Source organism: Pseudomonas sp. PDNC002, assembly GCF_016919445.1.
GTDB lineage: Bacteria > Pseudomonadota > Gammaproteobacteria > Pseudomonadales > Pseudomonadaceae > Pseudomonas.
The window spans coordinates 3291140-3315479 of sequence record NZ_CP070356.1 but is presented as its reverse complement, the minus strand read 5'-3'; the positions used below and the strand labels follow the sequence as shown (position 1 = coordinate 3315479).

Here is a 24340-nt window from a genome sequence, read left to right as displayed (position 1 = left end):
CCTGCCAACCCCCGGCCTTCCTCAGACTCGCGCGGGATCGATCACTGCGAAGCTTACCACGGTGTCGTGGCCTTCCAGTACGCCGCCTTCGCGGGCCAGGCCGATGGTCTGCAGGCCGGCCTGCTGCGCAGCGTCCAGCTCCTGGACGATGTCGGAAAGGAAGAGGATGTCCTCGCCGGGCAGGCCGATGGCGGCGGCAATGCGGCGGTAGGATTCGACCTCGCGCTTGGGCCCGCTGGTGGTGTCGAAGTAGCCGGAGAACAGCGGTGTCAGGTCGCCCGCCTCGGAGCAGCCGAAGATCAGCTTCTGCGCCTGGATCGAGCCGGAGGAATAGACGTACAGCCGGTAGCCCTCGGCGTGCCAGTGACGCAGGGCATCCACGGCATCCGGGTAGACGTGCCCCTTGAGCTGGCCGGCACGGTAGCCCTGCGCCCAGACCATGCCTTGCAGTGCCTTGAGCGGCGTGGCCTTGCGGTCTTCGGCGATCCAGCCGAGAAGGATTTCGATGCAGCGCTCGGTGTCGGCGTTCGCCTCACCGCTGTCGGCGCGTACGGTAGCCAGTTGCTCGGCCACGGCCGGCTCGTCGGCATGCTCGCGCACAAAGTCCGGCAGGTGCGCGGCGGCGTAGGGGAAGAGCACATCGAAGACGAAGCTGACCGCGCTGGTGGTGCCTTCGATGTCGGTGAGGATGGCTTTGATTGGCATGGGGACTCCAGTGCAACGGTGGCTTTCGTAGGAGCGGACCTTGTCCGCGAATCCCGGCAACACCGGGGCAAACCCATCGCGGAGAAGCTCCGCTCCTACAAAGCGCACCACGCCCACCATAGGAGCGGACCTTGTCCGCGAATCCCGGCAAAACGCCGGGACAAGAGCAATTGAAAGCGCTGTCAGTCTTCCAGCAACGGAAAACGCTTGGCGATCTCATCACCCGTGAATTTCGCAACCCAGCCTTCTGCATTGTTGAACAGGCGGATGGCGACGAAGTGCGGGCGTTCGCCCATGTCGAACCAGTGGCGGGTGCCGGCGGGCACCGAGATCAGGTCGTTCTTCTCGCACTGCACGGCGTAGACGTGATCCTCGATGTGCAGGGTGAACAAGCCGCGACCGGCGACGAAGAAACGCACTTCATCCTCGCCATGGCGGTGTTCATCGAGGAACTTGGCGCGCAGTTCATCCTTCTGCGGATGGTCGGCGGTGAGGCTGACCACGTCGACGGTGACATAGCCCTCCTCTTCCTGCAGGCGGCGGATCTCGTGCTGGTAGGCGGCGATCACTTCTTCCTGGGTGGCGCCGGGGACGATGGGGGCATTCGCCGCCCAGCGCTGGAAGCGCACGCCCAGCTCACCCAGGGTGGAAGCGATGTCCTCGGCGTGGGTCAGCAGCTTCAGTGGCTGCTCGGGGTTGGATTCGTGGTAGACGGTCAGGCTGCTCATGGTCGTTATCCTTCTGGGCTTTTTTCTCAAAAGCGGGCCGGATTCGCTCAGCGCGTGCCGCCGCGAAGGCTCAGTACTTTCAGTTCGCATTCGAAGAGGAATTCGAAGGCTTCGATCTGGCGCAGGGCATCGGCCATGCGTGGCCCCCAAGTGTACAGGCCGTGGCCGCGGATCAGGTACCCGGGGCAGTCCGGATGCGCGTCCAGCCAGGGCTGCACCTTGGCGGCCAGGCGGGCGATGTCCTGGTCGTTGTCGAAGATCGGCACGGTGACGCGGCCTTCGTGGGTGGTGACGCCGCTGAAGGCCTTCTGCAGTTCGTAGTCTTCCAGCTCCAGGCGGTCGCCAGCGGTCAGGCGCGACAGCACCGTGACGTTGACCGAATGGGTGTGCAGCACCGCGCCGATCTCCGGGCGCCAGGCGTAGAGCTGGGTGTGCAGCAGAGTCTCCGCCGAAGGCTTCTTGCCCGGCTCCAGGCTGTTGCCGGCCAGGTCGGTTTCCAGCACATCGTCTTCGCCGAGTTGGCCCTTGTGCTTGCCCGAGACGGTGAGCAGCGCGCGGTCGGCCGCCAGACGCGCCGAGTAGTTGCTGCTGGTGGCCGGCGACCAGCCACGGCCATAGAGGAAGCGGCCGGCGTCGATGATCTGCCGGGTCAGCTGTTCACGGGTGTCGTTCATGCGGGTCCTCGTTCAGACGGGTCCAGATGATGAAGGCGGCGGCCAGCGCGGCGATGCTGGCGATGGCGAAAGTCCAGGCCGGCCCAAGGCTACCCCAGCTGTAGCCGGAGTAAAGCGCACCGAGCGCGCCACCGGTGCCGGCTAGCGCGGCGTAAAGCGCCTGACCCTGCCCTTGCTGGCGCGCCTGGAAACTGCGCTGGACGAAATGAATGGCGGCGGCGTGGAAGCTGCCAAAGGTCGCCGCGTGCAGCAACTGGGCAAACAGCAGCACCGGCAGGTGCCCGGCCAGCGTACCCAGCAGCAGCCAGCGCAAGGCCGCCAGCAGGAAGCTCGCCGCCAGCACCTGGCGCAGGGAGAAGCGCTTGAGCAGGCGCGGCATGACCAGGAACAGCAGCACCTCGGCCACCACCCCCAGCGCCCAGAGCTGGCCGATCAGCCCGCGGGCGTAGCCGAGCGCTTCCAGATGCAGGGTCAGGAAGGTGTAGTACGGGCCGTGGGACAGCTGCATCAGGCATACGCACAGGTAGAAGGCGAGCACACCGGGCTTGAGCAACTGTTTCAGGAAGCCGCCCGCGCTGGCCTCATCCTGTCGCGCCGGTGGCTGGGCATTCGGCACCCACCAACTGGCGCCGACGATGCCGAGCATGATCGCCAGCAGCGCCAGCGGATAGGCATCCAGGCTGGCGAACTCGAACAGCCAGCCAAGGCCGACCACGGTGCAGATGAAACCGATGGAACCCCATAGGCGCACGCGGCTGTAGGTTTCCGTGCGCCCCTTGAGGTGCGCCAGGGTGATTACCTCGAACTGCGGCAACACCGCGTGCCAGAAGAAGGCGTGCCCGGCCATGATCAGCGCCAGCCACGCATAGCTGTGGCCGAGGAAGATGCCGGCGAAGCACAGCGCCGTGCACACCGCGCCAAAGCGCACGATGGCCAGCCGCTGGCCGCTGCGGTCGCCCAGCCAACCCCACAGGTTCGGCGCCACGCAGCGCATCAGCATGGGGATCGCCACCAGCTCACCGATGCGTGGCGCGGAGAAACCCAGGTGATGGAAATACAGCGCGAGGAACGGCGCCGTCCCGCCCAGCAGGCAGAAGTAGAAGAAGTAGAAACTGGACAGCCGCCAGTAGGGAACCTGAGTCATCGGCGGCGCGACGAACCTTCCGCGAACCGGCTGGCTCGCGGAAGGCTCAGGTCGGTCAGAGCTGGCCGAGGACCGGAGTGCCGACCTTCACGTCGGCGTTCTGCGCGCGATGGCGCAGCAGATGGTCGAGCAGCACGATGGCCATCATCGCCTCGGCGATGGGCGTGGCGCGGATGCCCACGCACGGGTCGTGGCGGCCCTTGGTGATCACCTCCACCGGGTTGCCGTCGACATCGATGGAACGGCCGGGGGTGGTGATGCTGGAAGTCGGCTTGAGCGCCAGGTGGGCGATGATCGGCTGGCCGCTGGAAATACCGCCGAGGATGCCGCCGGCATTGTTCGACAGGAAGCCTTCGGGAGTCAGCTCGTCACGGTGCTCGGTACCGCGCTGGGCGACGCTGGCGAAGCCGGCGCCGATTTCCACGCCCTTCACCGCGTTGATGCTCATCAGCGCGTGGGCCAGTTCGGCGTCCAGGCGGTCGAAGATCGGCTCGCCCAGGCCCGGCGGCACGCCTTCGGCGACCACGGTGATCTTCGCGCCGACCGAATCCTGGTCGCGACGCAGCTGGTCCATGTAGGCCTCCAGCTCCGGCACCTTGTCCGGGTCGGGGCTGAAGAAGGCGTTCTCTTCGACGCTGTCCCAGGTTTTGAAGGGGATTTCGATGGGGCCGAGCTGGCTCATGTAGCCGCGCACGCTGATGCCCATGCTCGCCAGGACCTTCTTGGCGATGGCGCCAGCGGCTACGCGCATGGCGGTCTCGCGCGCCGAGGAACGGCCGCCGCCACGATAGTCACGGATGCCGTACTTGTGGTGGTAGGTGTAGTCGGCGTGGGCCGGGCGGAACAGGTCCTTGATCGCCGAGTAGTCCTTGGACTTCTGGTCGGTGTTGCGGATCAGCAGGCCGATCGGGGTGCCGGTGGTCTTGCCCTCGAACACGCCGGAGAGGATTTCCACCTCGTCGTCTTCCTGGCGCTGGGTGGTGTGGCGGCTGGTGCCGGGCTTGCGGCGGTCCAGGTCGCGCTGCAGGTCTTCCAGGGAAATCTCAAGGCCGGGCGGGCAGCCGTCGACGATGGCGACCAGCGCCGGGCCGTGGCTTTCGCCAGCGGTGGTGACGGTGAACAGCTTGCCGTAGGTGTTGCCGGACATGCGAGGCTCCGCGAAAAGACTGGTATCGAAAAGGCCGAGCAGTATACCTGCGTCAATCCGCCCTGCGAACCTTCGCCGCCCGCGAGGATCAAAGCGCCATCAGCCCCATCGCGAAGTTTTCGATGCGCCGTCTCGCCCTGCTCCTCTTCTGTCTTTTCACCAGCCTCGCCCAGGCCGCCCCCACCAGCATCCTGCAGCGTCCGTACGATCTGGACACCGGCCACGGCGTGCTGCGCGGCACGATGCTGCTGCCGCAGGTCGATACACCTCCGCCGGTCGTCCTGCTGATTGCCGGCTCCGGGCCCACCGACCGCGACGGCAACAACCCGGAAGGCGGGCAGAACGCCTACCTGCGCAAACTGGCCGAGGCGCTGGCGGAAAACGGCATCGCCAGCGTGCGCTACGACAAGCGCGGCGTGGCCCGCAGCCTGCCCGCGGCGCCCCGGGAAGAAGAACTCAGCGTCGAGGCCTACGTCAGCGACGTGGTGGCCTGGAGCGACAAGCTCGCCCACGACCCGCGCTTCGGCCGGCAGGTTCTCGTCGGCCACAGCGAAGGCGCGCTGATCGCCAGCCTGGCCGCGCCGAAAACCCACGCCGAGGCGCTGGTTGCCCTGGCCGGCAGCGCCCGTCCCATCGGTGATGTGCTGCGCGAACAGCTGCAGGGCCGGCTGTCTCCGCCGTTGCTGGCCGAAGCCGACCAGCTGATCGACACGCTGCAGGCCGGGCAATTGCAGCCCAAGGTGCCCGAGCCGCTGAAAGTGCTGTTCCGTCCCAGTGTGCAGCCCTACCTGATCTCGCTGTTCCGCCAGGTCCCGGCGAAGGCCTTCGCCGAACTAAAGCTGCCCACCCTGATATTGCAGGGCACCAACGACATCCAGGTCGGCATCGAGGACGCCGAGGCGCTCAAGCGCGCCAAGCCGGACAGCGACTTCCACCTGATCGCGGGAATGAACCATATCCTGCGCATCGTCCCGACCAGCGGTCCGCAACAGCTCGCCTCCTACAACAACCCCAACCTGCCGCTGGCCCGCGAACTGGTGCAGCGCATCACGGCCTTCGTGCAGAAGGCGCAGGGGTTGCCCGGCGGCACGCTGGCGACCGTTGAGGCGCCATCTGGAGCGAGCGTCTCAAGAAATCCGCCGGTGCGTCGATAAACCACGGGAACGCCCTGGTCACGCCCACCGGGCCCGAGGTAGATCCCCATGACAGAAACCGAACAGACCGCCGGCGTCGCGGCCGACGACAGCGCCGCCGCCCGCCCGCATCCCTGGGCCGAGCTGGCGCCGGAACACTATCGCCTGCTGCGCCTGGCGCCACTGCCCACCGACCGCACCACGGGCGCGCGGCCGCTGCGCTTCGTGCAGTTGGGGCGGGTCGAACGCCACAACGGCGAGCAGAGCCTGCTGCGCCTGACCGTTCAGGTGCCCGGCCAGGTGCTGCGCAAGGAAGTGAACCTGCTGGAGGTCTGGGCGGACCACCGCAACAAGGAAGTGCGCTTCGGCGCCGACTCGGGCTTCACTACCGAACCGCTGAACCGCGGCCTGGGGCGATTTCTGCTGGCCCAGGGAGTGGCCTGGGCGAAAAAGAAGTGGTCGCACTACCGTGTCGAGGGCGGCGCGCTGGCGATGAAGGACGCGCCCAACGAAGAGGCCCGGCAGCGCCGCGACCACTTCCTGCGCGCCCAGGGCTTCGATGTGATCTATGACGACTCGCGGCTGCTGAAGGCGCGCTACAGCGTCGGCCGGGTCAGCGAACTGTATGACGACTGGCACAAGGACAAGGTGCAGATCGTGCCGCTGCTGGAAGCCGGCGCCATGCTGGAACAGGCCGACCAGAACCTCGCCACCCAGGCCAACGAAATCCGCCGCCTGGAGCACCGCATCGAAACCTTCCGCCGCGACGACACCAGCCTGCGCTTCACCATTGCGTGCCTGACGGTATTCGCGGTGTTCCAGGCCGGGCTGCTGATCTGGATCGCCACGCACTGAGGCGTGGCGTGCCTTCGACGCCTCGCGCCGACCGTTCGGCGCTGCCGGTGGACAATCGCGGACAAGGTCCGCTCCTACCCAAAGCCGATCTCTGCGTGGGAGCGGACTCCGTCTGCGATGGGCCGAGCCCCACGCCGAAGCGTTCTTTTGTAGGAGCGAGCTTGCTCGCTCCTACAGGTTCATCGCTTCCGTGGATGTGGATCAGGTCTTTACGCGCATCCTGAACAGCTCCTGATGCTCGCGGCACTGCTGTGCCGAGAGCAGGAATACACCATGGCCGCCGTACTCGAAGTCGAGCCAGGTGAAGTCCACTTCCGGGTAGAGCGCCGCCACATGCACCTGGCTGTTGCCGACTTCTACCACCAGCGTACCGCGCTCGGTCAGGTGATCCGCGGCTTCGGCCAGCATGCGCCGCACCAGGTCCAGGCCATCGTTGCCGCAGGCCAGGCCCAGTTCCGGCTCGTGGTGGTACTCGGCGGGCATGTCGGCAAAGTCTTCGGCGTCGACATAGGGCGGATTCGACACGATCAGGTCGAAACGTTGGCCCGGCAGGCCTTCGAAGCCGTCGCCCTGCACGGTGTAGACGCGCTCGCCCAACTCATGGCGCTCGATGTTGATGTTGGCCACTTCCAGCGCGTCGAACGACAGGTCGCCCAGCACCACCTCGGATTCCGGGAAGGCACTGGCACAGGCGATGCCAATGCAGCCCGAGCCGGTGCACAGGTCGAGAATGCGCGCCGGGTCGTGCGCCAGCCAGGGCTCGAAACGACGCTCGATCAGCTCGGCGATGGGCGAACGCGGCACCAGCACGCGCTCGTCCACCACGAAGGGCATCCCGCAGAACCAGGCTTCGCCCAGCAGGTAGGCAGTCGGTACGCGCTCCTCGATACGCCGACGCAGCAGGTGCATCAGGTATTCGCGCTCCTCGTCCTCGAGACAGCAATCCAGGTAGGCGTCGGCCATTTCCCAGGGCAGGTGCAGTGCGCCCAGCACCAGTTGGCGGGCTTCGTCCCAGGCGTTGTCGGTACCGTGGCCAAAGAACAATTCCTCGGCGTGGAAGCGGCTGACGGCCCAGCGGATGTGGTCACGCAGGGTCAGCAAACGGGATTCGGTCACGGCGGCAGTCCTCGCAGCTCGCAAAAGGGGCGCATTCTAGCGGAACAGGGAGGTTCTGGGGCGCCTCCTGCCCTTTCCACAGAAGAATGCCAATACCACTTTGGCGCGCGTTCGCAAAGATTCACAGCAGCCGCGTTACGGCCCACAATGAGTGAACATGCATTTACAGGAGTCCAGACATGTCCCTTCCGCTCAGCATGCTGCAGATCAGTGGGCGCGGATATCCGCCGGCCACCCTGCGCCAGAGCACTCTGTTGATCATCGACGCGCAGGAGGAGTACCGCAGCGGCGTGCTGGCGCTGCCGGACCTGGATGCGGCGGTGGCGCAGATTCGCCTGCTGCTGGAGACGGCCCGGGCCATGGGGACCCCGATCGTCCACGTACACCACCTGGGCGTGGTCGGCGGCCTGCTCGATCCGCAGGGCCCGCGTGGCCGCTTCCTGCCGGAACTGGCCCCGCTGCCGGGCGAAGTGGTGGTGGACAAGCGCCTGCCCAACGCCTTCGCCGGGACCGACCTGCATGACCGCCTGCAGGCCGGCGGCCGCCTGGACCTGATCGTCTGTGGCTTCATGACCCATTCGAGCATCAGCACCACCGTCCGCGCGGCGAAGGATTATGGCTACCGTTGCACCCTGGTGGATGCCGCCTGCGCCACCCGCGATATCCCCACTCCGGAAGGTGGCGTGCTGGCCGCTCGCGACCTGCACCGTGCCGAAATCGCCGCCCTGGGCGACAACTTCGCCGCCGTGGTGGCCCAGGCCCAGGCGTTGGTCTGATACAACCGTCCCGACGGGCGGCAGCGACAACCGGCCAGGGCTGGGCTCAGCTTAGCCGCAGCACCCGCGAACCCGCACGAATCGTGGGTTCGCCACGCTTCCCGACCCCGGGGTTGGAACCCCACCCATCCCGGCCGGTCATAGCCTCGTTCAATAGATGAGGAAGGCGGGATGAAGATGTCCGATAGTTTCGACCCACGCACCCTGCGTCCCAAGCGGCCCGGGCGTTGGCGCTGGCGCTTCGCCGCCGCTCTTGCCGCGGTGATCGCCACCTTCGGCATCCTGTCCAGCATGGCCGGCGTAGCCGCCCTGCTTCGTCGCCAACCGGCCGTGGGCGTGATGCACATCGAACCGGGCGCTGGCGCCGTGTTGCTGGTCATCGGCCTGCTAGCCCTCTGGCTGGGCGTGATGTTCTGGCGCGCCGCCCGGCGCCGCGCACGCGGCCGCGATGGTCTGAGCCTGTCGCCACGGCTGATGCGCAAGCGCGACTGACGCCGCCCCCGCGCGATTCCGCAAGCCGTCCGCGATCCGCTAAACTGCGCGGCTCTTCGAGGAGGTGCGCATGCAAGACGACGACTTTTCCCAATTCGCCAGCGAGATGCGCGGCGTCAGGCGCATCACCGTGGACCAGGCGGACACCGGCAAACCCAAGTCCGACCGCAAGCAGCTCAAGGAGCTGCGGCAGAACGCGACCGTGCGCACCGAGAACATCCGGGTGGATGGCCTGTCCGACCAGTTCGTCATCGACGTCGGCCCCGAGGACGAACTCCACTGGGCCCGCGATGGTGTCCAGGAAGGCCAGATGCGCAAGCTCAAGGCCGGCCAGATCGATTTCGAAGGCAGCCTCGACCTGCACGGCATGAAGATCGAAAAAGCCCGCGAAACCCTCTGGGACTTCCTCGCCGAAGCCGCTCGCTTCGAGGTGCGCTGCGTCCGCGTCACCCACGGCAAGGCCGCGCGCATCGATGGCCGCAGCCCGATGATGAAGAGCCATGTGAACACCTGGCTGCGCCAGCATCCGCAGGTGCTCGGCTTCGCCTCCTGCCTGCCGCGCCACGGCGGTACCGGCGCCATCTACGTGATGCTGCGGCGGACCATGCTCGAAGGCCGCGACGAGTAAATCCTGCTCGGGATCTCCGACCACACTGCTGGCGCCAATCCACCAGCCATAACGCGCCAACCGGCGCTCGGGCCTTGCCAGCCAAGGCTGAGCGCCCTACCCTGCGCCACGGTTTTTATTTTTGTCATTGCCACAGGTAGATCATGTCCCTGGAACAAAACTACTCCGCGATCCTCAGCCAGCTCGGTGAGGATGTCACCCGCGAAGGCCTGGTCGACACGCCCAAACGGGCCGCCAAAGCCATGCAGTACCTTTGCCGCGGCTACCAGCAGACGCTGGAGGAGATCGTCAACGGCGCCCTGTTCAGCTCCGACAACAGTGAAATGGTGCTGGTCAAGGACATCGAGCTCTACTCGCTGTGCGAACACCACCTGCTGCCCTTCATCGGCAAGGCCCACGTCGCCTACATCCCGAATGGAAAAGTGCTGGGCCTGTCGAAGGTCGCACGCATCGTCGACATGTACGGCCGCCGCCTGCAGATCCAGGAAAACATGTCGCGGCAGATCGCCGAGGCCGTGCAGCAGGTCACCGGCGCGCTGGGCGTGGCCGTGGTCATCGAGGCCAAGCACATGTGCATGATGATGCGTGGCGTGGAGAAGCAGAACTCCTCCATGGTCACCTCGGTGATGCTCGGCGAGTTCCGCGAGAACGCAGCCACCCGCAGCGAGTTCCTCAGCCTGATCCGCTGAAGCCAGCTGCCATGAAAAAACCGGCCCTCGGGCCGGTTTTTTTGTGCCTGCGATTCTTCGCGATCAGCGCGTGTAGTAACCCACCGCGACCAGATAGTGGCCGGCCTTGCGCAGGAACGCGTGCTTGTTCTCCACCTTGCTGGTCACCGGGTTGCGCCACTGGTACTCGAACTCGGCCTCACCCTTGGACTTCACCAGCTCCAGCATGGCGTGGCCGATGGGGTTGCCGCCCGGGTCCTTCAGCGATTCGAAATCGGTGCCGACCATGCGCGTGTTGAAACCGTGGGCGACGAACTTCGAGGTATCCAGGTCGACCACGAAGACGTAGAGATCGTCCTCGATGAATGCCTTGTCCAACGCGTTGATCTGCTTGATCGTTGCATCCGGGTCCTTCTCGATGGCCTTCACCGCCTTGTCCAGCATGGCTGCCGCCTGCTGCGCCGATGCCCGCGGGATGTAGTAGCCCACGGCGATGAAGCGCTCGCCGACGCGCTGGTAGTACACGTGCTTGCGCTCGACCTTGCCGTCCGCCCAGTTCTTCCAGCGGTAATCGGCCTGCTGCACCTTGCCGGTATCCGGCGATTTCAGCGCCTGGACGAACTGCTGCTGCAACGAGGGATCGAGCGTGGACGAGACATCGCGGCCGATCAGCACCACCGATGGCCCGCCGCTGGCGAGCATGGTGCCCTGGCTGTCCACCACGAAGACGTAGAGGTCGCCATCGACGAACTCGCCCTGGCGGCTGAAGGCGGCAAAGGCCTTGTCACCGTCGTGTTTGTAGGCGGCCACCGCCTTGGACAACAGCGCCTTGGCGCGCGCGTCCTCGGTCTGGTTGGTCGCGCCCGACTGAGCGGCGAAAAGAGGGAAGGAAGAAAGGAACGTCAGCAGCAACAATGAATTCAACAGCGTCTTCATGCGCGAATACCCCCGTGGCATTGCTTGTAGTTGTGCACAAAGCATAGTTAGCCGTGGGAGATTCGCGTCGGCACACCGCAAAACGGGTGGCAGATTCAGCCGAAGAATCGTTTCATCGAACGCGACAGCCATCCACCATGGCTCTGGTCGCGGGTCAGCTCGTGCATGCTGGCCATCACCGCTTCCACGTAGTTGGCGTCATCGTTGCGGATATGGTTGAACAGCCAGCGCCCGAGCAGGCCCTTGAGCTCCTCGGCGACATCCTCACCGGCCTCGAAGCGCTGGCGATAGTCGGACACGCGCTTGATGAACAGTTCGTGGACCTTCTTGTGCGCGCGGGTGAACTGGTAGCCGGAATCCTCCAGCAGGGTCTCCTCGAAGGCGAAATGCGAGATGGTGTAGTCGACCAGTTCCTCGATCACGCCGCCGAGCATGGCTCGATCGTGATGGGCCTGGGCCTCGTGCAGTTGGTTGATCATCTCGACGATGCGTTTGTGCTGTGCGTCGATCACGCCGATCCCGGTATCGAGATCCGCCTGCCAGACCAGATAGGCCATCTTTCCCCCTCATTCGCCGGGCGACGACACTGCCAGCCGCTCGCACTCGGCCACATCGGTACGTCCGTATGGCAGTGCATTCAGGGTAGGGAGAGCGACAAAACGCCGCCATGATGCCGGTCAACCCCAACAGCTCGAAATCCGCGATTTAGAGCGGTTTTTTTCGGATTCATCTGATGGCAAATTGCCGGTTTTCGGTGCGCACAAGGAAAACCTTGCGTAGGAGCGGACTCCGTCCGCGATGGCACCGGCCAGCTCGGAGCGAGCGGAAAACGATCGCGGACGGAGTCCGCTCCTGCGTGGAGGTCGACTTTGGGTCTGCACAATGAAAAACGCCGCTTCCAGGGAAGCGGCGTTTTCGATGGCCAGGCGTGGAGATCAGCCCTGCATCCCCACATGCCGCGGATGGTCCGCCACCCGCGCCAGCCAGGCATTGATAGCCGGGAAGTTCGACAGGTCGAAGCCACCCTGGTGCGCCACATGGGTGTAGGCGTACAGGGTGATATCGGCGATGGAATACTGGTCGCCCACCAGATAGGGCGTCTGCTCCAGCTGCTTTTCCATCACTTTCAGCGCCTTGTAACCGCCCTTCTGGCAGCGCGCGTACTCTTCGCGGCGCTCCTCCGGCAGGCCGAGGTAGAACTCGATGAAGCGCGCCACCGCCACATAAGGCTCATGGCTGTACTGCTCGAAGAACTGCCACTGCAACACCTGGGTGCGCAGGCGCGGCTCGCTTGGCAGCAGGTCGCTGCCGTCGGCGAGGAAGTTGAGGATGGCATTGGATTCCCACAGGCAGGTGCCGTCTTCCAGCTCCAGCACCGGCACCTTGCCGTTGGGGTTCTTCGCCAGGAACTCGGGCGTCTGCGTCTCGCCCTTGAGGATGTCGATATCGCGCCACTGGTAAGGCAGGCCCAGCAGGTGCAGGGCCAGCTTGACCTTGTAGCAGTTGCCCGAGAGTTGATCGCCGTAGACGGTGTACATGCTCGCTCCTCAGTTGGCCTTGGCCGATTGGGCGTCGCGGATGACCTCGGCCAGGCGGCGCAGCCCCTCGCCCGCGCGCTCCGGCGCCACGTGACTGAAGTTAAGCCGCAAATAGCCAGGATTGGCATCGGGTTGAGTGAAGAAGGGCTCGCCGGGCATGAACGCCACGTTCTGCGCCAGCGCCGCGTCCAGCAGCGTGCGGGTATCCAGCGGTTGCTTGAGCTTCAGCCAGAAGAACAGACCGCCCTGGGGTACGTTCCAGTCGGCCAGGTCGGCGAAATGTTCCTCCAGCTGCGCCTGCATGGCGTCGCGGCGGATGCGATAGAAGTCGCGCAGCTCGGCCAGGTGACCACGGTAGGCCTCGGTGCCGAACCACTGCAGCGCCTGCCACTGGCCAACGCGGTTGGTGTGCAGGTCGGCGGATTGCTTCAGGCGCAGCAGGTGCGGAAACAGGTCCGGCGTAGCGATCAGGAAGCCCACGCGCAGGCCCGGCAACAAAGTCTTGGACACGGTGCCGGTGTAGATCCAGCTGGCTTTCTTCAGGCGGCTGACCAGCGGCGTCGCGGCGCCCTCATCGAACACCAGCTCGCGGTAGGGCTCGTCCTCGATCAGGGTCACGCCGAACTCGTCCAGCACGGCGGCCACTTCATCGCGACGCTGCTCGGTATAGCGCACGCCGGACGGATTCTGGAACGTCGGGATCAGGTAGGCGAAGGCTGGCTTGCTGGTCTCCAGGCGCTGGCGCAGCGCGGCGATGTCCGGGCCTTCGGCGCCCAGCGGCACGGTCAGGCAGTTCGCCCCGAACAGCTGGAAGGCCTGCAGCGCGGCGAGATAGGTCGGCGCTTCGAGCAGCACCTCGGTGCCCGGATCGATGAACAGCTTGCTGGCCAGGTCCAGCGTCTGCTGCGAGCCGCTGACGATCAGCACCTGGCTCGCCTCGCAAGGCACGCCCAAGGCGCGCGCTTCGGCGGCAATGGCTTCGCGCAGGGCCGGCTCGCCCTCGCTCATGCCGTACTGGCCCATGCTCACCGGCATGTCGGCCCATTCCACTTTCGGCAGCATCGGCTCGGCGGGCAGGCCGCCGGCGAAGGACATCACTTCCGGACGCTGGGCGGCGGCGAGGATTTCACGGATCAGAGAACTTTTCAGACGGGCAATGCGTTCGGAGAAGGCCATTGGGGGCACCGGTAGCGTGAGCACGGAAGAATGAGTCAAACTGCTTGACCGAAGCTACGACGACCAACACGGATACGTCAATATGCCTGACCTAACAAAAAACGCCCTGCAACTCCAGGCGATCGAAGCCTTCTTCTACAGCTACCGGGCATTCACCGCGAAACCCGACGAGATGCTGGCGCGCCGCGGCCTGAGCCGGGTGCACCACCGCATCCTGTTCTTCATCGCGCGCAAGCCGGGGCTGAGCGTCAGCCAGCTGCTGGCCGCCCTGGGCGTCACCAAGCAGGCGCTGAACGTCCCGCTGCGCCAATTGCTGGAGCGCGACCTGATCCGCAGCGAAGCCTGCGACAACGACAAGCGCCGGCGTCTGCTGGAGCTGACGGCCGAAGGCGGCAAGCTGGAAAAGGCCCTTCGCCGCGAGCAGGAGAAACTGCTGCAGCGCGCCTTCGGCGAAGCCGGCGCGGATGCGGTGACCGGCTGGCTGGCGGTGAACCAGGCTATCGCCCGCTCGCAGGACGCCGACTAGCGGGCGGCGCCGTCCAATTCGCGGGCGGCGCGCAGGAACATCAGCGCCATCGGCAACAGGCTGGCCATCGCCAGCACGGTGCCGAGCAGGAATAGCAACACGCTGAGCAGGCAAATGCCGGAAAACACCTCCAGCCATCCCATGATTTTCAGTGATGGATACGGCAGCTCGATCTTCAGCAGGCGGACCCCGTACCACAAGGTAACGATGCCGCTGGGCACGAACAGCGCCATGAGCCCCATCAGCGCGCCGTTCAGTTCGCCATTGAGCTGCCCATCGAACACCATACCGTAGACCTGCATCACGATTCCGATGGCGATGGACAACCCGACCGGCCAACCCAGGCCACGGGCGCGGAAGCGGTCCTCCAGAAAGGTGCGGGTGCGCCACAGCAGGAAGCAGCCGAGGATGGTGCAGAGCGTCCCCACCCACAGCTCATAGCGTTCCCAGAGGGGCATGTTTTTCAGGCTGCTGGTGAGCGACAGGAAGAGCTGCGCCAGGTTGCCCAGCAACAGGCCTACGCTCAGGCCAGCGAGCAGGCGCAACCGGCCGGCGCTCCAGCCGCCGTTGCGAAAGTCGCCGGGGGTGCTGTCATCCACCAGATCAACCTGGGGGGCGGCGTAGGGATTCTGTTCCATGGTGTCGGTGGTCCATTGGCCTTGCGGTAATTTCCGCACCATACCGAGCCACCCTGTGCCGCGCCACCGCCAGGCGCACTGTACGGGCCACTCGGCCGCTGGCTGTTATGGGACAGCCCGGCGCCGACAGGATTAGTCTGCAAGCACTGCCCTGCCAAAAAGAACAAGACCGGTACACCGCCATGCCCATCGAACTCCTCGGCGCCTTCGTGCTGTTCGCCTTCGTCACCTCCATCACCCCCGGCCCCAACAACATGATGCTGCTGGCCTCGGGCGTGAACTTCGGCATCCGCCGCACCATTCCGCACATGCTCGGCATCAGCATCGGCTTCCTGCTGCTGGTGGTCGCCGTGGGCCTGGGCCTGCACCAGCTGTTCGAGCGTTTTCCGGCCAGCTATACGGCGCTGCGCTACGCCGGTGGTGCATACCTTCTGTATCTTGCATGGAAGATCGCCCGCTCCGGTGCCCCCGAGGCAAAGGGCGAGAACGCCGCCAAACCCATGACCTTCCTCCAGGCCGCGGCCTTCCAGTGGGTCAATCCCAAGGCCTGGGTGATGGCCATCGGCGCCATCGCCACTTACCTGCCGGCCAACAGCTGGATCGGCAATGTGGTGCTGATCGCCACCCTGTTCGCCGTGGTCAACCTGCCCAGCGTGGGCGTCTGGACCATACTGGGCAGCCTGCTGCGGCGCTGGCTGGAAGACCCGCTGCGGCTGCGCCTGTTCAACGTCGGCATGGCGGCCCTGCTGGTCGCATCGCTCTACCCGCTGTTCACCCGCACCTGATGGAATTCGTGCATGACTGACTCCACTCCCGCCGCCGCGCGCCTGCGCCCGCTGGCCGACTCATCCCCCGCCGCCATCGTCGCCGGGTTCGTTGCCATGCTCACCGGCTACACCAGCTCGCTGGTGCTGATGTTCCAGGCCGGCCAGGCGGCGGGACTGACCACCGCGCAGATTTCCTCGTGGATCTGGGCACTGTCCATCGGCATGGCGCTGACCACCATCGGCCTGACTTTGCGCTACCGCACGCCCATCGTCATCGCCTGGTCCACTCCCGGCGCCGCGCTGCTGATCAGCAGCCTGCCCGGCGTGCCCTATGGCGAGGCCATTGGCGCCTTCATCGTCTGCGCCGCGCTGATCACCCTGTGCGGCGTCACCGGCAGCTTCGAGCGACTGATGCGCCAGGTGCCCGGTTCGCTGGCCTCGGCGCTGCTGGCCGGCGTGCTGTTCCGCATCTGCATCGAAATCTGCAACGCCGCGCAACAGCAGACGGCGCTGGTGGTGGCGATGTTCGTCAGCTACCTCGTCGCCAAGCGCCTGTCGCCGCGCTACGCGGTGTTCGCTGCGCTGCTGGTGGGCGTCGCCCTGGCCGGCCTCCTCGGCCTGCTCAACTTCAGCCACTTCCAGCTGGAGATCGCCCGCCCGGTGTGGACCACGCCGAGCTTCTCCCTGGCCGCCACCATCAGCATCGGCATCCCGCTGTTCATCGTCGCGATGGCCTCGCAGAACATGCCGGGCCTCGCCGTATTGCGCGCCGACGGCTACCAGGTGCCCGCCTCGCCGCTGATCTCCACCACCGGCATCGCCTCGCTGTTGCTGGCGCCGTTCGGTTCCCACGGGATCAACCTGGCGGCGATCAGCGCGGCCATCTGCACCGGGCCGGAAGCCCACGAGAACCCGCATAAGCGCTACACAGCCGCACTCTGGTGCGGGCTGTTCTACGGCATCGCCGGCATCTTCGGCGCCACCCTGGCCGCGCTGTTCGCCGCGCTGCCCAAGGCGCTGGTGCTGTCCATCGCCGCCCTGGCTTTGCTCGGCTCGATCACCAACGGCCTGACCAACGCCATGGCCGACGCCCGCCAGCGCGAGGCGGCGATGGTCACCTTCCTGGTCACCGCCTCGGGCTTCACCCTGTTCTCCGTCGGCTCAGCCTTCTGGGGACTGGTCGCGGGCCTGCTGACACAGCTGGTACTGAACTGGCGCCGCGCGCCCTGAACCGAGTTTGCTAGCATCGGGCGATTGCCTGAACCGGATCGCCCGCATGCTGCACACCCTCGCCGTCGCCAACTACCGCTCGATCAACTCGCTGGTGCTGCCGCTGGGCCGGCTGAATCTGATCACCGGCGCCAACGGCAGCGGTAAGTCCAATCTCTATCGCGCCCTGCGCCTGCTCGCCGAGACGGCCCAGGGCGGCGTGGTGAATGCGCTGGCCCGCGAGGGCGGGCTGGAATCCACCTTCTGGGCCGGGCCGGAAAGCCACTCGCGGCGAATGCGCTCGGGCGAGGTAGAAGTCCAAGGCGGCCCGCGCAACGAGGTGAAGCGCCTGCGCCTGGGCTTTGCGGGGGAAGACTTCGGCTACGCCATCGCCCTCGGCTTGCCGCCACCGCCGGTGGTCAGCGCCTTCGGCCTGGACCCGGAAATCAAGCACGAAAGCATCTGGGCCGGCCCCTGGTACCGCCCCGCTTCACAGCTGGTGGAACGCAACGGCCCGATGCTGCGCGCCCGCGAAGGCCGCAGTTGGCAGGTGCTGGAACAGCACATCCCGACCTTCGACAGCCTGTTCACCCAGATCGGCAGCGGCTCGGATTGCCCCGAAGCCCTGCTGCTGCGCGACCAGATTCGTGGCTGGCGCTTCTACGATCACTTCCGCACCGACGCCGACGCACCGGCGCGCCAACCGCAACTCGGCACCCGCACGCCGGTGCTGCACCACGACGGCCGCGACCTGGCCGCCGCGCTGCAGACGATTCGTGAAATCGGCGATGCCCAGGCGCTGGAAACCGCCATCGGCGACGCCTTCCCGGGCGCCGAATTGCAAATCGATTGCCAGCTGGGCGGGCGCTTCGCCGTGGCGCTGAAGCAGCACGGCTTGCTGCGCCCGCTGAGCGCCGCCGAACTCTCCGACGGCACTTTGCGCTACCTGCTGCTGGTCGCCGCCCTGCTCACTCCGCGCCCGCCGTCACTGATGGTGTTGAACGAACCGGAAACCAGCCTGCACCCGGACCTGCTACCGGCGCTGGGGCGGTTGATCATCGAGGCGTCGAAACATACCCAGGTCTGGGTGGTGTCCCACGCCAGCCGACTGATCGCCACGCTGGAGGAACACCCCGAGTGCAACTGCCTGCACCTGGACAAGGAGTTGGGCCAGACGCGTATCCGCGACCAGGGCATGTTCGATGCCCCAGCCTGGCATTGGCCGGATTGAGAGTACCGACGGGCGCGAGCTCGTCGTAGGAGCGGAGCTTCTCCGCGAAGCTTTTGCCACGGCGTTACCGGCGGGATTCGCGGACAAGGTCCGCTCCTACAGATGGGGGTGTGGTGCTCTTCGTAGGAGCGGAGCTTCTCCGCGAAGCTTTTGCTACGGCGTAACCGGCGGGATTCGCGGACAAGGTCCGCTCCTACGGGTGGGCGGGTGGTGCTCTTCGTAGGAGCGGAGCTTCTCCGCGAAGCTTTTGCCACGGCGTTACCGGTGGGATTCGCGGACAAGCTCCGCTCCTACGGGGGGGGGGTGGTGCTCTTCGTAGGAGCGGAGCTTCTCCGCGAAGCCTTTGCTACGGCGTTGCCGGTGGGACTCGCGGACAAGGTCCGCTCCTACGGGTGGGGGGGTGGTGCTCTTCGTAGGAGCGGAGCTTCTCCGCGAAGTCTTTGCCACGGCTTTACCGGCGGGATTCGCGGACAAGGTCCGCTCCTACGAGAGCTCGATTCCTGGCGGTTTCGCGGGGGTATGTAGGTGAAGAAGGATTGTGAGCATTGGGCGAGCGTACGTCCCATGGTCGAACGCCTTGCAGAGCGCCCCAAGACGGAACGGTCTGTTGGATGGGCAAAAGCCAAGAACTCGCCGGGCCCCAGGCCCGGCGATCTGCCGAAAGTCTCAGCCGATAGGGGCGGAGGACCGGCGAATAGGACTAGTCAGTAAAGAGAGAACCGGGAGGGTCGCGGACGGTGCCCGTGGGTAAAAGCGGGGTAATGCGTGTTCATTTTGCATCTGTGTTGTGGTTGAGCACTCCGCACACGCTTCTTTCCACGGAAGAGAGGCGGAACCGTGCAAGGGTGGAAATACCGGTTACACAGACCCGGCCGGGACGAAGCCCGCCTTGCACCGCCCACCATAGACTGCATGCAGGGAGCACATGAGTCGCCCACTACGTTGCCATGGAGCTACCGCGTCTGTGTAAACAACACCGGGTTTACACGCCAAGGCCACGACAATCGTCGCGACCTGGAGACCTTACCGACGTGAATACAGGCGCAGCAATGCGCGATGCTATAGGCCCGTCCGATGCCTGTGCGGGATTTTTCCCGAGTACGTTGTCGCAATTGCGCAGGAAAATTGCCCCCCAAAGGCTTCGCCCTTCACCGTTATTTCACAGCCATGCCTCGATCATTTCCGGGGCAGGCCAGAGCAATCGGGGCAGCAGCTGTCACTCCCCCAGATAACGCCTGGCATTGGGCGGATTGAACGCGTTGCCTACTGGTAGCTGAAGGTGAAAGTCGCCACGCTTTGCACGTTGCCTGGCACCAGGTCTCCGGTGCGCACATAGCGCGCCGCCAGCGGCACTGTGAGTTTTCCATCCGGCGCCGCACCCAGCGCGATCTGATTCAGTGTTCCGGGAGCGCTGGAGTCCGGGCCGAAGTTCACTGGCGCACCGTCCTTGAGCACCTGAATAGCCACGCCCGACGCCGTCGACCCCGCCGCCAGTCCGAGCCGGTCGGAAGTGTTGGACGTGTTCTGGTTGTCGGTCAGCGTCAGATAAACATTGGAGCCCGACTGGCAGTTGAGCTCCAGGGAGAAATTGCTGACCCTTGGGGAAACGCTGCTCACGCTGGGCAATTCCTTGGGCGTGACGGTGCCCATGTCAACGGACACTGTCTTGGTCGCCACCTGACAGGAGGTGCTCTGGACCACGAAGTCATTGCCGGTCAGCCGGATGTATTCCACACCACTCTCACCCACGAAAAGACTGCCAACGACGCCATTGTCCTGGAAGCGATAGGTCCCGGGGGTAATGGCGCCTGTCTTGATCAACTCCACTGTCACCACCTGATCAGCCGCGAAAGCCGGCTTGGTGTTGGCGGCGTTGGAGCGTCTGACATCCAGCGGACCAAAATCGGTCAGGCTGGCGTGATAACCAATGCCACTGGATGTGGTGGTTACCATTCGGTTGGTCTGAACGGCAGAGGCCCTGTATGCCCAGTAGGTATTCCCCCCGCTGCCATCACAGGTCGCGTACTGCACTCCAGCATTGCCACCCGGCACCGCAAAGGTCGTGCTCCGCAGCACTGCTCCATTAGGAGCGTTGGCCGGTACGGTGATAGGTCCGCCCATCGACAGTGAAACGATACCGCGCGCGCCGTATACCGAACAGCTTGCGGCTGCCGTTCCTGTTATCAGCAGTCCTGCACCGAGCACACTCAACTTCAGCAGCGGATGACGACACGGCATTCAGTAGACCTCATCAAGGCGGATATCAGGATCGGGCAGTCAACGCTCGGACTTGGCGACTAATCCCAGCATAGGCAGCGGGTTGCCTCGCGTGCCGGATGTTCTTTCAATCAATCTGTACTTTCACGGGCCGCCACCAGAGTGGAGAGAACCCAGTGAAGCCCCTCATTTGGTATCCCCATTAGCCCGCGCACACCGCGTCGATGGTTTCGAGGGATGCATCCTTGCCGCCGGCCTGCGTCGCCGGGACGCTGTAAGTGATGCTGCAACGCTTGCTACCTTCACTCGCGAGCAGAACGTGCAGCTTTCCACTGTCGCCGTCCACGCGGACGAAGATCTTGCCGCCCTGCCCCACCACACCGACTTCCTGATTCTTCTCGTTATAGACACTGGCGCCGAAAGGCAGCGGACTTCCGTCGCTCTGGCGGCTCTGGATGAGCAGTGCGTGGCCGCTGACGGTGTCGAACTTGACCATTACCACGGAGCCACTGCGCGGCACGACATCCTGCGCGGTGCTCTTGAGTTCGATGTCATCGGACAGGCCTTTGGGGTCCAGCTCCAGGGTGTTGACCCGGTAAGCCGTCAGGTACGGCACCACGGCCTGCCCCTGGCCATCGAGCTTGACGTTGCTGGCATTGGTGACCTGCGCACCGGCGGCGCCGGGGGCGTCGATGATGGCGATGCTGTCACCCAGGGTCTGGCCGAAGGTCACGCCGTTGGGATGAGCGACCACGGAGCCGGCGATACCCGCCGAGACCTGGCGATAGTCGCTGCCTTGGCTCATGGAGCCATTGAGGGTGCCGAACGAGCTACGGTACTGGGTGTTGCCACTCAGGCTGGCGGCGCCCTGGCTATCGGCCGGGCTGTCGTAGGCGCCGGTGACGCCGTAGTTGATCTGGCCATCCTTGCCGGCAGTGCCGCTCAGCGTGCTCTGCATGTTGCTCGCACCGCTGCTGCTGTGGCTGACGCTGCTGGTGAGGTATGGGCGGTTGCCGCCGACCTTGCCGATGGGCAGGGAGACGCTCAGCAGCACCTGGTTCTCGGATTCGCCAAAGGCGTCCTGGGTCCGGGAGGCGCTGACCGATGCGCTGCCCCAGTTCCAGCTGTGGTTGTAGCCGGCCTGGAACTGGGTATCGGAGCCCGTGTCGTTCCAGTAGTTCTGCACCGAGCCGCTGACGAAGAGATAGCCGCGGCCGATGCTCTGGCTGACGTTGATCTCGCTGCGGCTGCGAGCCCGGCGGATGGCGTCGGCGCCGCCCTCTTCATCACCGTATTCGCGGAGCTGGTCCTGGGCGTTCAGGGCATCGTCGACACCGAAGTAGCCGTCGGTGGAATACCGGTGGGCGGCGACGGTGAAGTGCGTGCCGGTGCTCTGCAGCACCTTGTTGTAACTGATGCGCACCGAGCGGCCAGTGAAGTTCTGGCCGTCGAGATCGGTGCTCGATTGTGTCAGGTCGGCGCCAAAGGCTCCGTATTCAGTGTTGAGCACACCTCCCAGCAGCACCGAGGCGTAACCCTCAGTGAGCGTGCTGCCGGTGTAGGCGGTGACGCTGTTGGTGATGCCGCGCTGGTAGGTGCCCTGGGCGATGTAGGGGCTGTAGCCATAGGTGAGGTCGCGCACCTGGCCGAGGCTGAAGGTGTAGCGCGACACACCGGGACGCAGGGAACGGGCCACGGAGGAAAACGGCACGGTGAAGTGGCTTTCCTGGCCGTTGGCTTCGGTCACGGTGACGTCGAGGTCGCCGTTGTCGCTGGTGGGGTTGAGGTCGCTGATCTCGAAGGCCCCCGGGGCGACGGTTTCCTCGTGGATGATGTAGCCGTTCTGGCGGATGGTGACGCGGGCGTTGGTGGAGGCGATGCCGCGCACGATGGGCGCGTAGCCGCGCTGCGAGTCGGGCAGCATGCGGTCATCGCTGTTCAGGCGCACGCCGCGCATGGAGACCGAGTCGAACAGGTCGCCATCGGTGAAGGCATCGCCCAGGGTCAGTTGCGAGCGAAGCGAATCGACGTCGCGCTGGGCGAAGGTGGCGAGATTCTGCAGGGACTTGCCCTCTTGGCCCCAGTTGAGCGCGGAACGCTGGCGCAAGCGCCAGTCGCCCAGGTTCAGCCCGGCATTGAGGCTGGCATAGGCGCTCTGCTGGGCGACGCCCTGGCTGCTGTTCTGGTATCCGCTCAGGTTGTAGTCGAGGAAGCCGGCGTTGACGCCACGGTCCCAGCGCTCGGGGCTGACATAGCCACGCGGGTTGTGGCGCAGCATGGCCTGCGGAATGCTCAGCTCCAGGCGCTGTTCGCCCACATCGACGCTGGCGCTGGCGCCTTCGATGAGGCTCGCCAGGTCAAGGCAATCACCGGACAGCTTGTCTTCCGGCAGTTGATCGAGCTTGACGCCGAACTGCTCCAGCTGGAGGCGCGAGAAACAGGCCTTGGCATGGCCGGGTTGCTCGCCGGCGACGAAGACGATGTCGCTGGGCCCTACCGGTGTGCCATTGAGTACGATCTCAAGGTTGTAGGTGCCGGGCTCGATCAGGTTGCTCTCGCGAAAACGCGACAGGTTCATGGAGCGCGCACCCTGCCCCCAGAGCATGTCGCTCTCGAACGACGCCACTTCACCCTCGGCGGGCTCGGCCAGGGCGACACCGCTGCAAACACCACCCAGGACGCAAATGGCCAGGGCGATCGGCTTGAGCTGGAAAGCCTGGCGCGTGGGCAACTGGACATGGGATGAGCTGTTCATGGTTGAGCCTCTTGGGTGTCCGGCGGACAGCCCCGTGTTCTCGGGCATAAACGGGCTCCTCCCGGCCTATCGGCGGGTGTTGGGAGGAGCTATGCGGTGGCGGAGGAAGCGGCGAGTGCCGCCTGGATCAGGCCGGGATGAACCGGAAGTCCATACGGCGTCGGCGGCGGGCGGGAGGAAGATTCGGTGGCGTGTTCATGACATGAGCCCTACTGGGAATGGGTCTCCGCCTTGTTGGCAAGTGCGGAAGCGATGGGACAAGTCTCCGCCTTGCACGGAACTCGTCCTACAGTAGATTCCCGATGCGAATGTAGGAATTACCCTAACGATTAGCTAGCTATCCATGTATGAACGAAGAGTCGCCTCTTCTTCGAACGGCGCGCCTGCGCTGGCTGGCAGGCGGCCCGGTGAGGCGGTCCGGGACTGGATTGGCGAGTCTCGGACCGAGAGCTTCAGCGGGGCACGGCGTTGGCCGTCAAGGTTTCAGGGGCTGGGAATGCTCCATCATCGCGCCCAGGTCGGTGATGCTGGTGTATTCCACCTTGCCAGTCGGAGCCGGGCCTTTGAGCGGCATCAGCTTGCGTTCACCGGGCGCCAGCATGGAGGAATTGATATCGAGGGTCGGGCTGACGCTCTGACCGTTGCCGGTCACGCTGACCTTGCCCAGGGAAACGTAGTACGGGCTGTCATTGCGGCACTCCAGAGCCCATTGCGCACCATCGCGCTGCAGGCGCCACTGCAGTTGCTCGGCGGCGGCCATGGCGTTGCCCGGCAACCCCGCGGGCCGGTAGAAGAGTTTGACGCGACTGCGGAAGGCGATCTTCAGCCTGTTCTGGCCTTCAGCCGATGCAGGCGGGACCTCCAGCACGTTGAGCCAGAACAACGACTCCTTGTCCTGCGGCAGGGACTTCTGCCCGGTATAGCGGATGCGCAATGCCTGCCCCTTGCTCGGATCGATGCGGGCAATGGGCGGAGTGAGGACGAACGGTGCGGTCGAAGTATCGGGGGTCGCCTGGACACTGCCTTCATCGATCCACGATTGCACCAGCATGGGCGACTGACCATCGTTGTTCAGCTTGACCGTCACTTCACGCTGGGCGGCGTCATACACCACGCGGGTGCCGGTAATCACGATGGAGGCCTGCGCCTGACCGATCATCAGACAGGCCGCCAGGGCCAACCCCACTACACGAACACCGCGAAAAATGCGTTGCATGGTGTGCCTCACGTTGAATGCTAGGGATCAGGATCGCGAGGGCCGACGTTAAACGAGGCCCCCGC

General features: G+C 65.2%; 24 protein-coding genes. 10 read left to right on the top strand and 14 right to left on the bottom strand.

What is annotated here, in order from left to right; all coding sequences use genetic code 11:
* Nucleotides 1-21: 21 nt before the first annotated feature.
* The 5 genes from mtnC to aroC form a co-directional block, all read right to left on the bottom strand.
* Nucleotides 22-705, bottom strand: a complete 684-nt coding sequence (gene mtnC / locus JVX91_RS15310) for an acireductone synthase (RefSeq protein WP_205335059.1) — start codon at nt 703-705, stop codon at nt 22-24.
* Between the two features lie 182 nt (nt 706-887).
* Nucleotides 888-1433: an acireductone dioxygenase gene (locus JVX91_RS15305; RefSeq protein ID WP_205335058.1), complete on the bottom strand. Its 546-nt coding sequence runs from the start codon at nt 1431-1433 to the stop codon at nt 888-890.
* A gap of 47 nt (nt 1434-1480) precedes the next feature.
* Complete coding sequence (locus tag JVX91_RS15300) at nt 1481-2107, bottom strand: methylthioribulose 1-phosphate dehydratase (protein ID WP_205335057.1); 627 nt, start codon at nt 2105-2107, stop codon at nt 1481-1483.
* Nucleotides 2091-3251, bottom strand: coding sequence for an MFS transporter (locus tag JVX91_RS15295; RefSeq protein ID WP_205335056.1), 1161 nt, complete (start codon nt 3249-3251; stop codon nt 2091-2093). Before JVX91_RS15295 ends, JVX91_RS15300 begins: the two co-directional genes overlap by 17 nt.
* A 55-nt stretch (nt 3252-3306) precedes the next feature.
* On the bottom strand, nt 3307-4398 hold the full coding sequence (aroC, locus tag JVX91_RS15290; protein ID WP_205335055.1) for a chorismate synthase: 1092 nt from the start codon (nt 4396-4398) through the stop codon (nt 3307-3309).
* 122 nt (nt 4399-4520) lie between these two features.
* Here aroC and JVX91_RS15285 point away from each other — a divergent pair, with 122 nt between their 5' ends.
* Both JVX91_RS15285 and JVX91_RS15280 read left to right on the top strand, forming a co-directional pair.
* On the top strand, nt 4521-5552 hold the full coding sequence (locus JVX91_RS15285; protein ID WP_205335054.1) for an alpha/beta fold hydrolase: 1032 nt from the start codon (nt 4521-4523) through the stop codon (nt 5550-5552).
* 48 nt (nt 5553-5600) lie between these two features.
* Nucleotides 5601-6386: a hypothetical protein gene (locus tag JVX91_RS15280; RefSeq protein WP_205335053.1), complete on the top strand. Its 786-nt coding sequence runs from the start codon at nt 5601-5603 to the stop codon at nt 6384-6386.
* A 201-nt stretch (nt 6387-6587) separates the two neighbouring features.
* Here JVX91_RS15280 and prmB read toward each other — a convergent pair whose 3' ends face one another.
* Nucleotides 6588-7502 (bottom strand): 50S ribosomal protein L3 N(5)-glutamine methyltransferase, encoded by a 915-nt coding sequence (gene prmB, locus JVX91_RS15275; protein ID WP_205335052.1) that lies wholly within the window; start codon nt 7500-7502, stop codon nt 6588-6590.
* 179 nt (nt 7503-7681) lie between these two features.
* Between prmB and JVX91_RS15270 the strand changes: the two genes are divergently transcribed.
* The 4 genes from JVX91_RS15270 to folE all read left to right on the top strand — a co-directional run bounded on the left by JVX91_RS15270 (nt 7682) and on the right by folE (nt 10087).
* A complete protein-coding gene (locus JVX91_RS15270; RefSeq protein WP_024765423.1) occupies nt 7682-8278 on the top strand; it encodes a cysteine hydrolase family protein in 597 nt (198 codons plus the stop codon).
* A gap of 171 nt (nt 8279-8449) precedes the next feature.
* Nucleotides 8450-8770, top strand: coding sequence for a hypothetical protein (locus JVX91_RS15265; RefSeq protein WP_205335051.1), 321 nt, complete (start codon nt 8450-8452; stop codon nt 8768-8770).
* 70 nt (nt 8771-8840) lie between these two features.
* A complete protein-coding gene (locus JVX91_RS15260) occupies nt 8841-9398 on the top strand; it encodes a Smr/MutS family protein (RefSeq protein WP_205335050.1) in 558 nt (185 codons plus the stop codon).
* Nucleotides 9399-9541: 143 nt separating this feature from the next.
* Nucleotides 9542-10087 carry a GTP cyclohydrolase I FolE gene (gene folE / locus JVX91_RS15255; RefSeq protein WP_205335049.1) on the top strand — a complete coding sequence of 182 codons (546 nt, stop codon included), beginning with the start codon at nt 9542-9544 and terminating at the stop codon, nt 10085-10087.
* A 63-nt stretch (nt 10088-10150) separates the two neighbouring features.
* On the opposite strand, the gene JVX91_RS15250 is transcribed toward folE, so the two are convergent.
* The 4 genes from JVX91_RS15250 to JVX91_RS15235 all read right to left on the bottom strand — a co-directional run bounded on the left by JVX91_RS15250 (nt 10151) and on the right by JVX91_RS15235 (nt 13716).
* Entirely contained in the window at nt 10151-11002 is an 852-nt protein-coding gene (locus JVX91_RS15250; protein WP_205335048.1) for a cache domain-containing protein, read from the bottom strand.
* A gap of 95 nt (nt 11003-11097) precedes the next feature.
* Complete coding sequence (locus tag JVX91_RS15245; protein ID WP_205335047.1) at nt 11098-11559, bottom strand: bacteriohemerythrin; 462 nt, start codon at nt 11557-11559, stop codon at nt 11098-11100.
* Nucleotides 11560-11937: 378 nt separating this feature from the next.
* Nucleotides 11938-12540 (bottom strand): glutathione S-transferase family protein, encoded by a 603-nt coding sequence (locus JVX91_RS15240; protein WP_205335046.1) that lies wholly within the window; start codon nt 12538-12540, stop codon nt 11938-11940.
* Nucleotides 12541-12549: 9 nt separating this feature from the next.
* Nucleotides 12550-13716, bottom strand: coding sequence for a PLP-dependent aminotransferase family protein (locus JVX91_RS15235; RefSeq protein WP_205335045.1), 1167 nt, complete (start codon nt 13714-13716; stop codon nt 12550-12552).
* Nucleotides 13717-13798: 82 nt separating this feature from the next.
* Here JVX91_RS15235 and JVX91_RS15230 point away from each other — a divergent pair, with 82 nt between their 5' ends.
* Nucleotides 13799-14242, top strand: a complete 444-nt coding sequence (locus tag JVX91_RS15230) for a MarR family transcriptional regulator (RefSeq protein ID WP_205335044.1) — start codon at nt 13799-13801, stop codon at nt 14240-14242.
* Here JVX91_RS15230 and JVX91_RS15225 read toward each other — a convergent pair.
* A complete protein-coding gene (locus JVX91_RS15225; RefSeq protein ID WP_205335043.1) occupies nt 14239-14880 on the bottom strand; it encodes a hypothetical protein in 642 nt (213 codons plus the stop codon). The genes JVX91_RS15230 and JVX91_RS15225 overlap by 4 nt on opposite strands.
* Before the next feature lie 182 nt (nt 14881-15062).
* Between JVX91_RS15225 and JVX91_RS15220 the strand changes: the two genes are divergently transcribed.
* The 3 genes from JVX91_RS15220 to JVX91_RS15210 are packed head-to-tail and all read left to right on the top strand — an operon-like array spanning nt 15063 to nt 18087.
* Nucleotides 15063-15665, top strand: a complete 603-nt coding sequence (locus JVX91_RS15220; RefSeq protein WP_205335042.1) for a LysE family translocator — start codon at nt 15063-15065, stop codon at nt 15663-15665.
* Between the two features lie 12 nt (nt 15666-15677).
* Entirely contained in the window at nt 15678-16877 is a 1200-nt protein-coding gene (locus JVX91_RS15215; RefSeq protein WP_205335041.1) for a benzoate/H(+) symporter BenE family transporter, read from the top strand.
* Nucleotides 16878-16923: 46 nt separating this feature from the next.
* Nucleotides 16924-18087: an AAA family ATPase gene (locus JVX91_RS15210; RefSeq protein WP_205335040.1), complete on the top strand. Its 1164-nt coding sequence runs from the start codon at nt 16924-16926 to the stop codon at nt 18085-18087.
* A 1263-nt stretch (nt 18088-19350) separates the two neighbouring features.
* Here the strand turns inward: JVX91_RS15210 and JVX91_RS15205 are convergent.
* The 3 genes from JVX91_RS15205 to JVX91_RS15195 all read right to left on the bottom strand — a co-directional run bounded on the left by JVX91_RS15205 (nt 19351) and on the right by JVX91_RS15195 (nt 24275).
* Nucleotides 19351-20325, bottom strand: a complete 975-nt coding sequence (locus tag JVX91_RS15205; RefSeq protein ID WP_205335039.1) for a fimbrial protein — start codon at nt 20323-20325, stop codon at nt 19351-19353.
* A gap of 181 nt (nt 20326-20506) precedes the next feature.
* The gene (locus tag JVX91_RS15200) at nt 20507-23059 is read right to left on the bottom strand and encodes a fimbria/pilus outer membrane usher protein (RefSeq protein ID WP_205335038.1); all 2553 of its coding nucleotides are present in this window, start codon (nt 23057-23059) and stop codon (nt 20507-20509) included.
* Between the two features lie 475 nt (nt 23060-23534).
* Nucleotides 23535-24275, bottom strand: a complete 741-nt coding sequence (locus JVX91_RS15195; RefSeq protein ID WP_205335037.1) for a fimbria/pilus periplasmic chaperone — start codon at nt 24273-24275, stop codon at nt 23535-23537.
* Nucleotides 24276-24340: the final 65 nt, after the last annotated feature.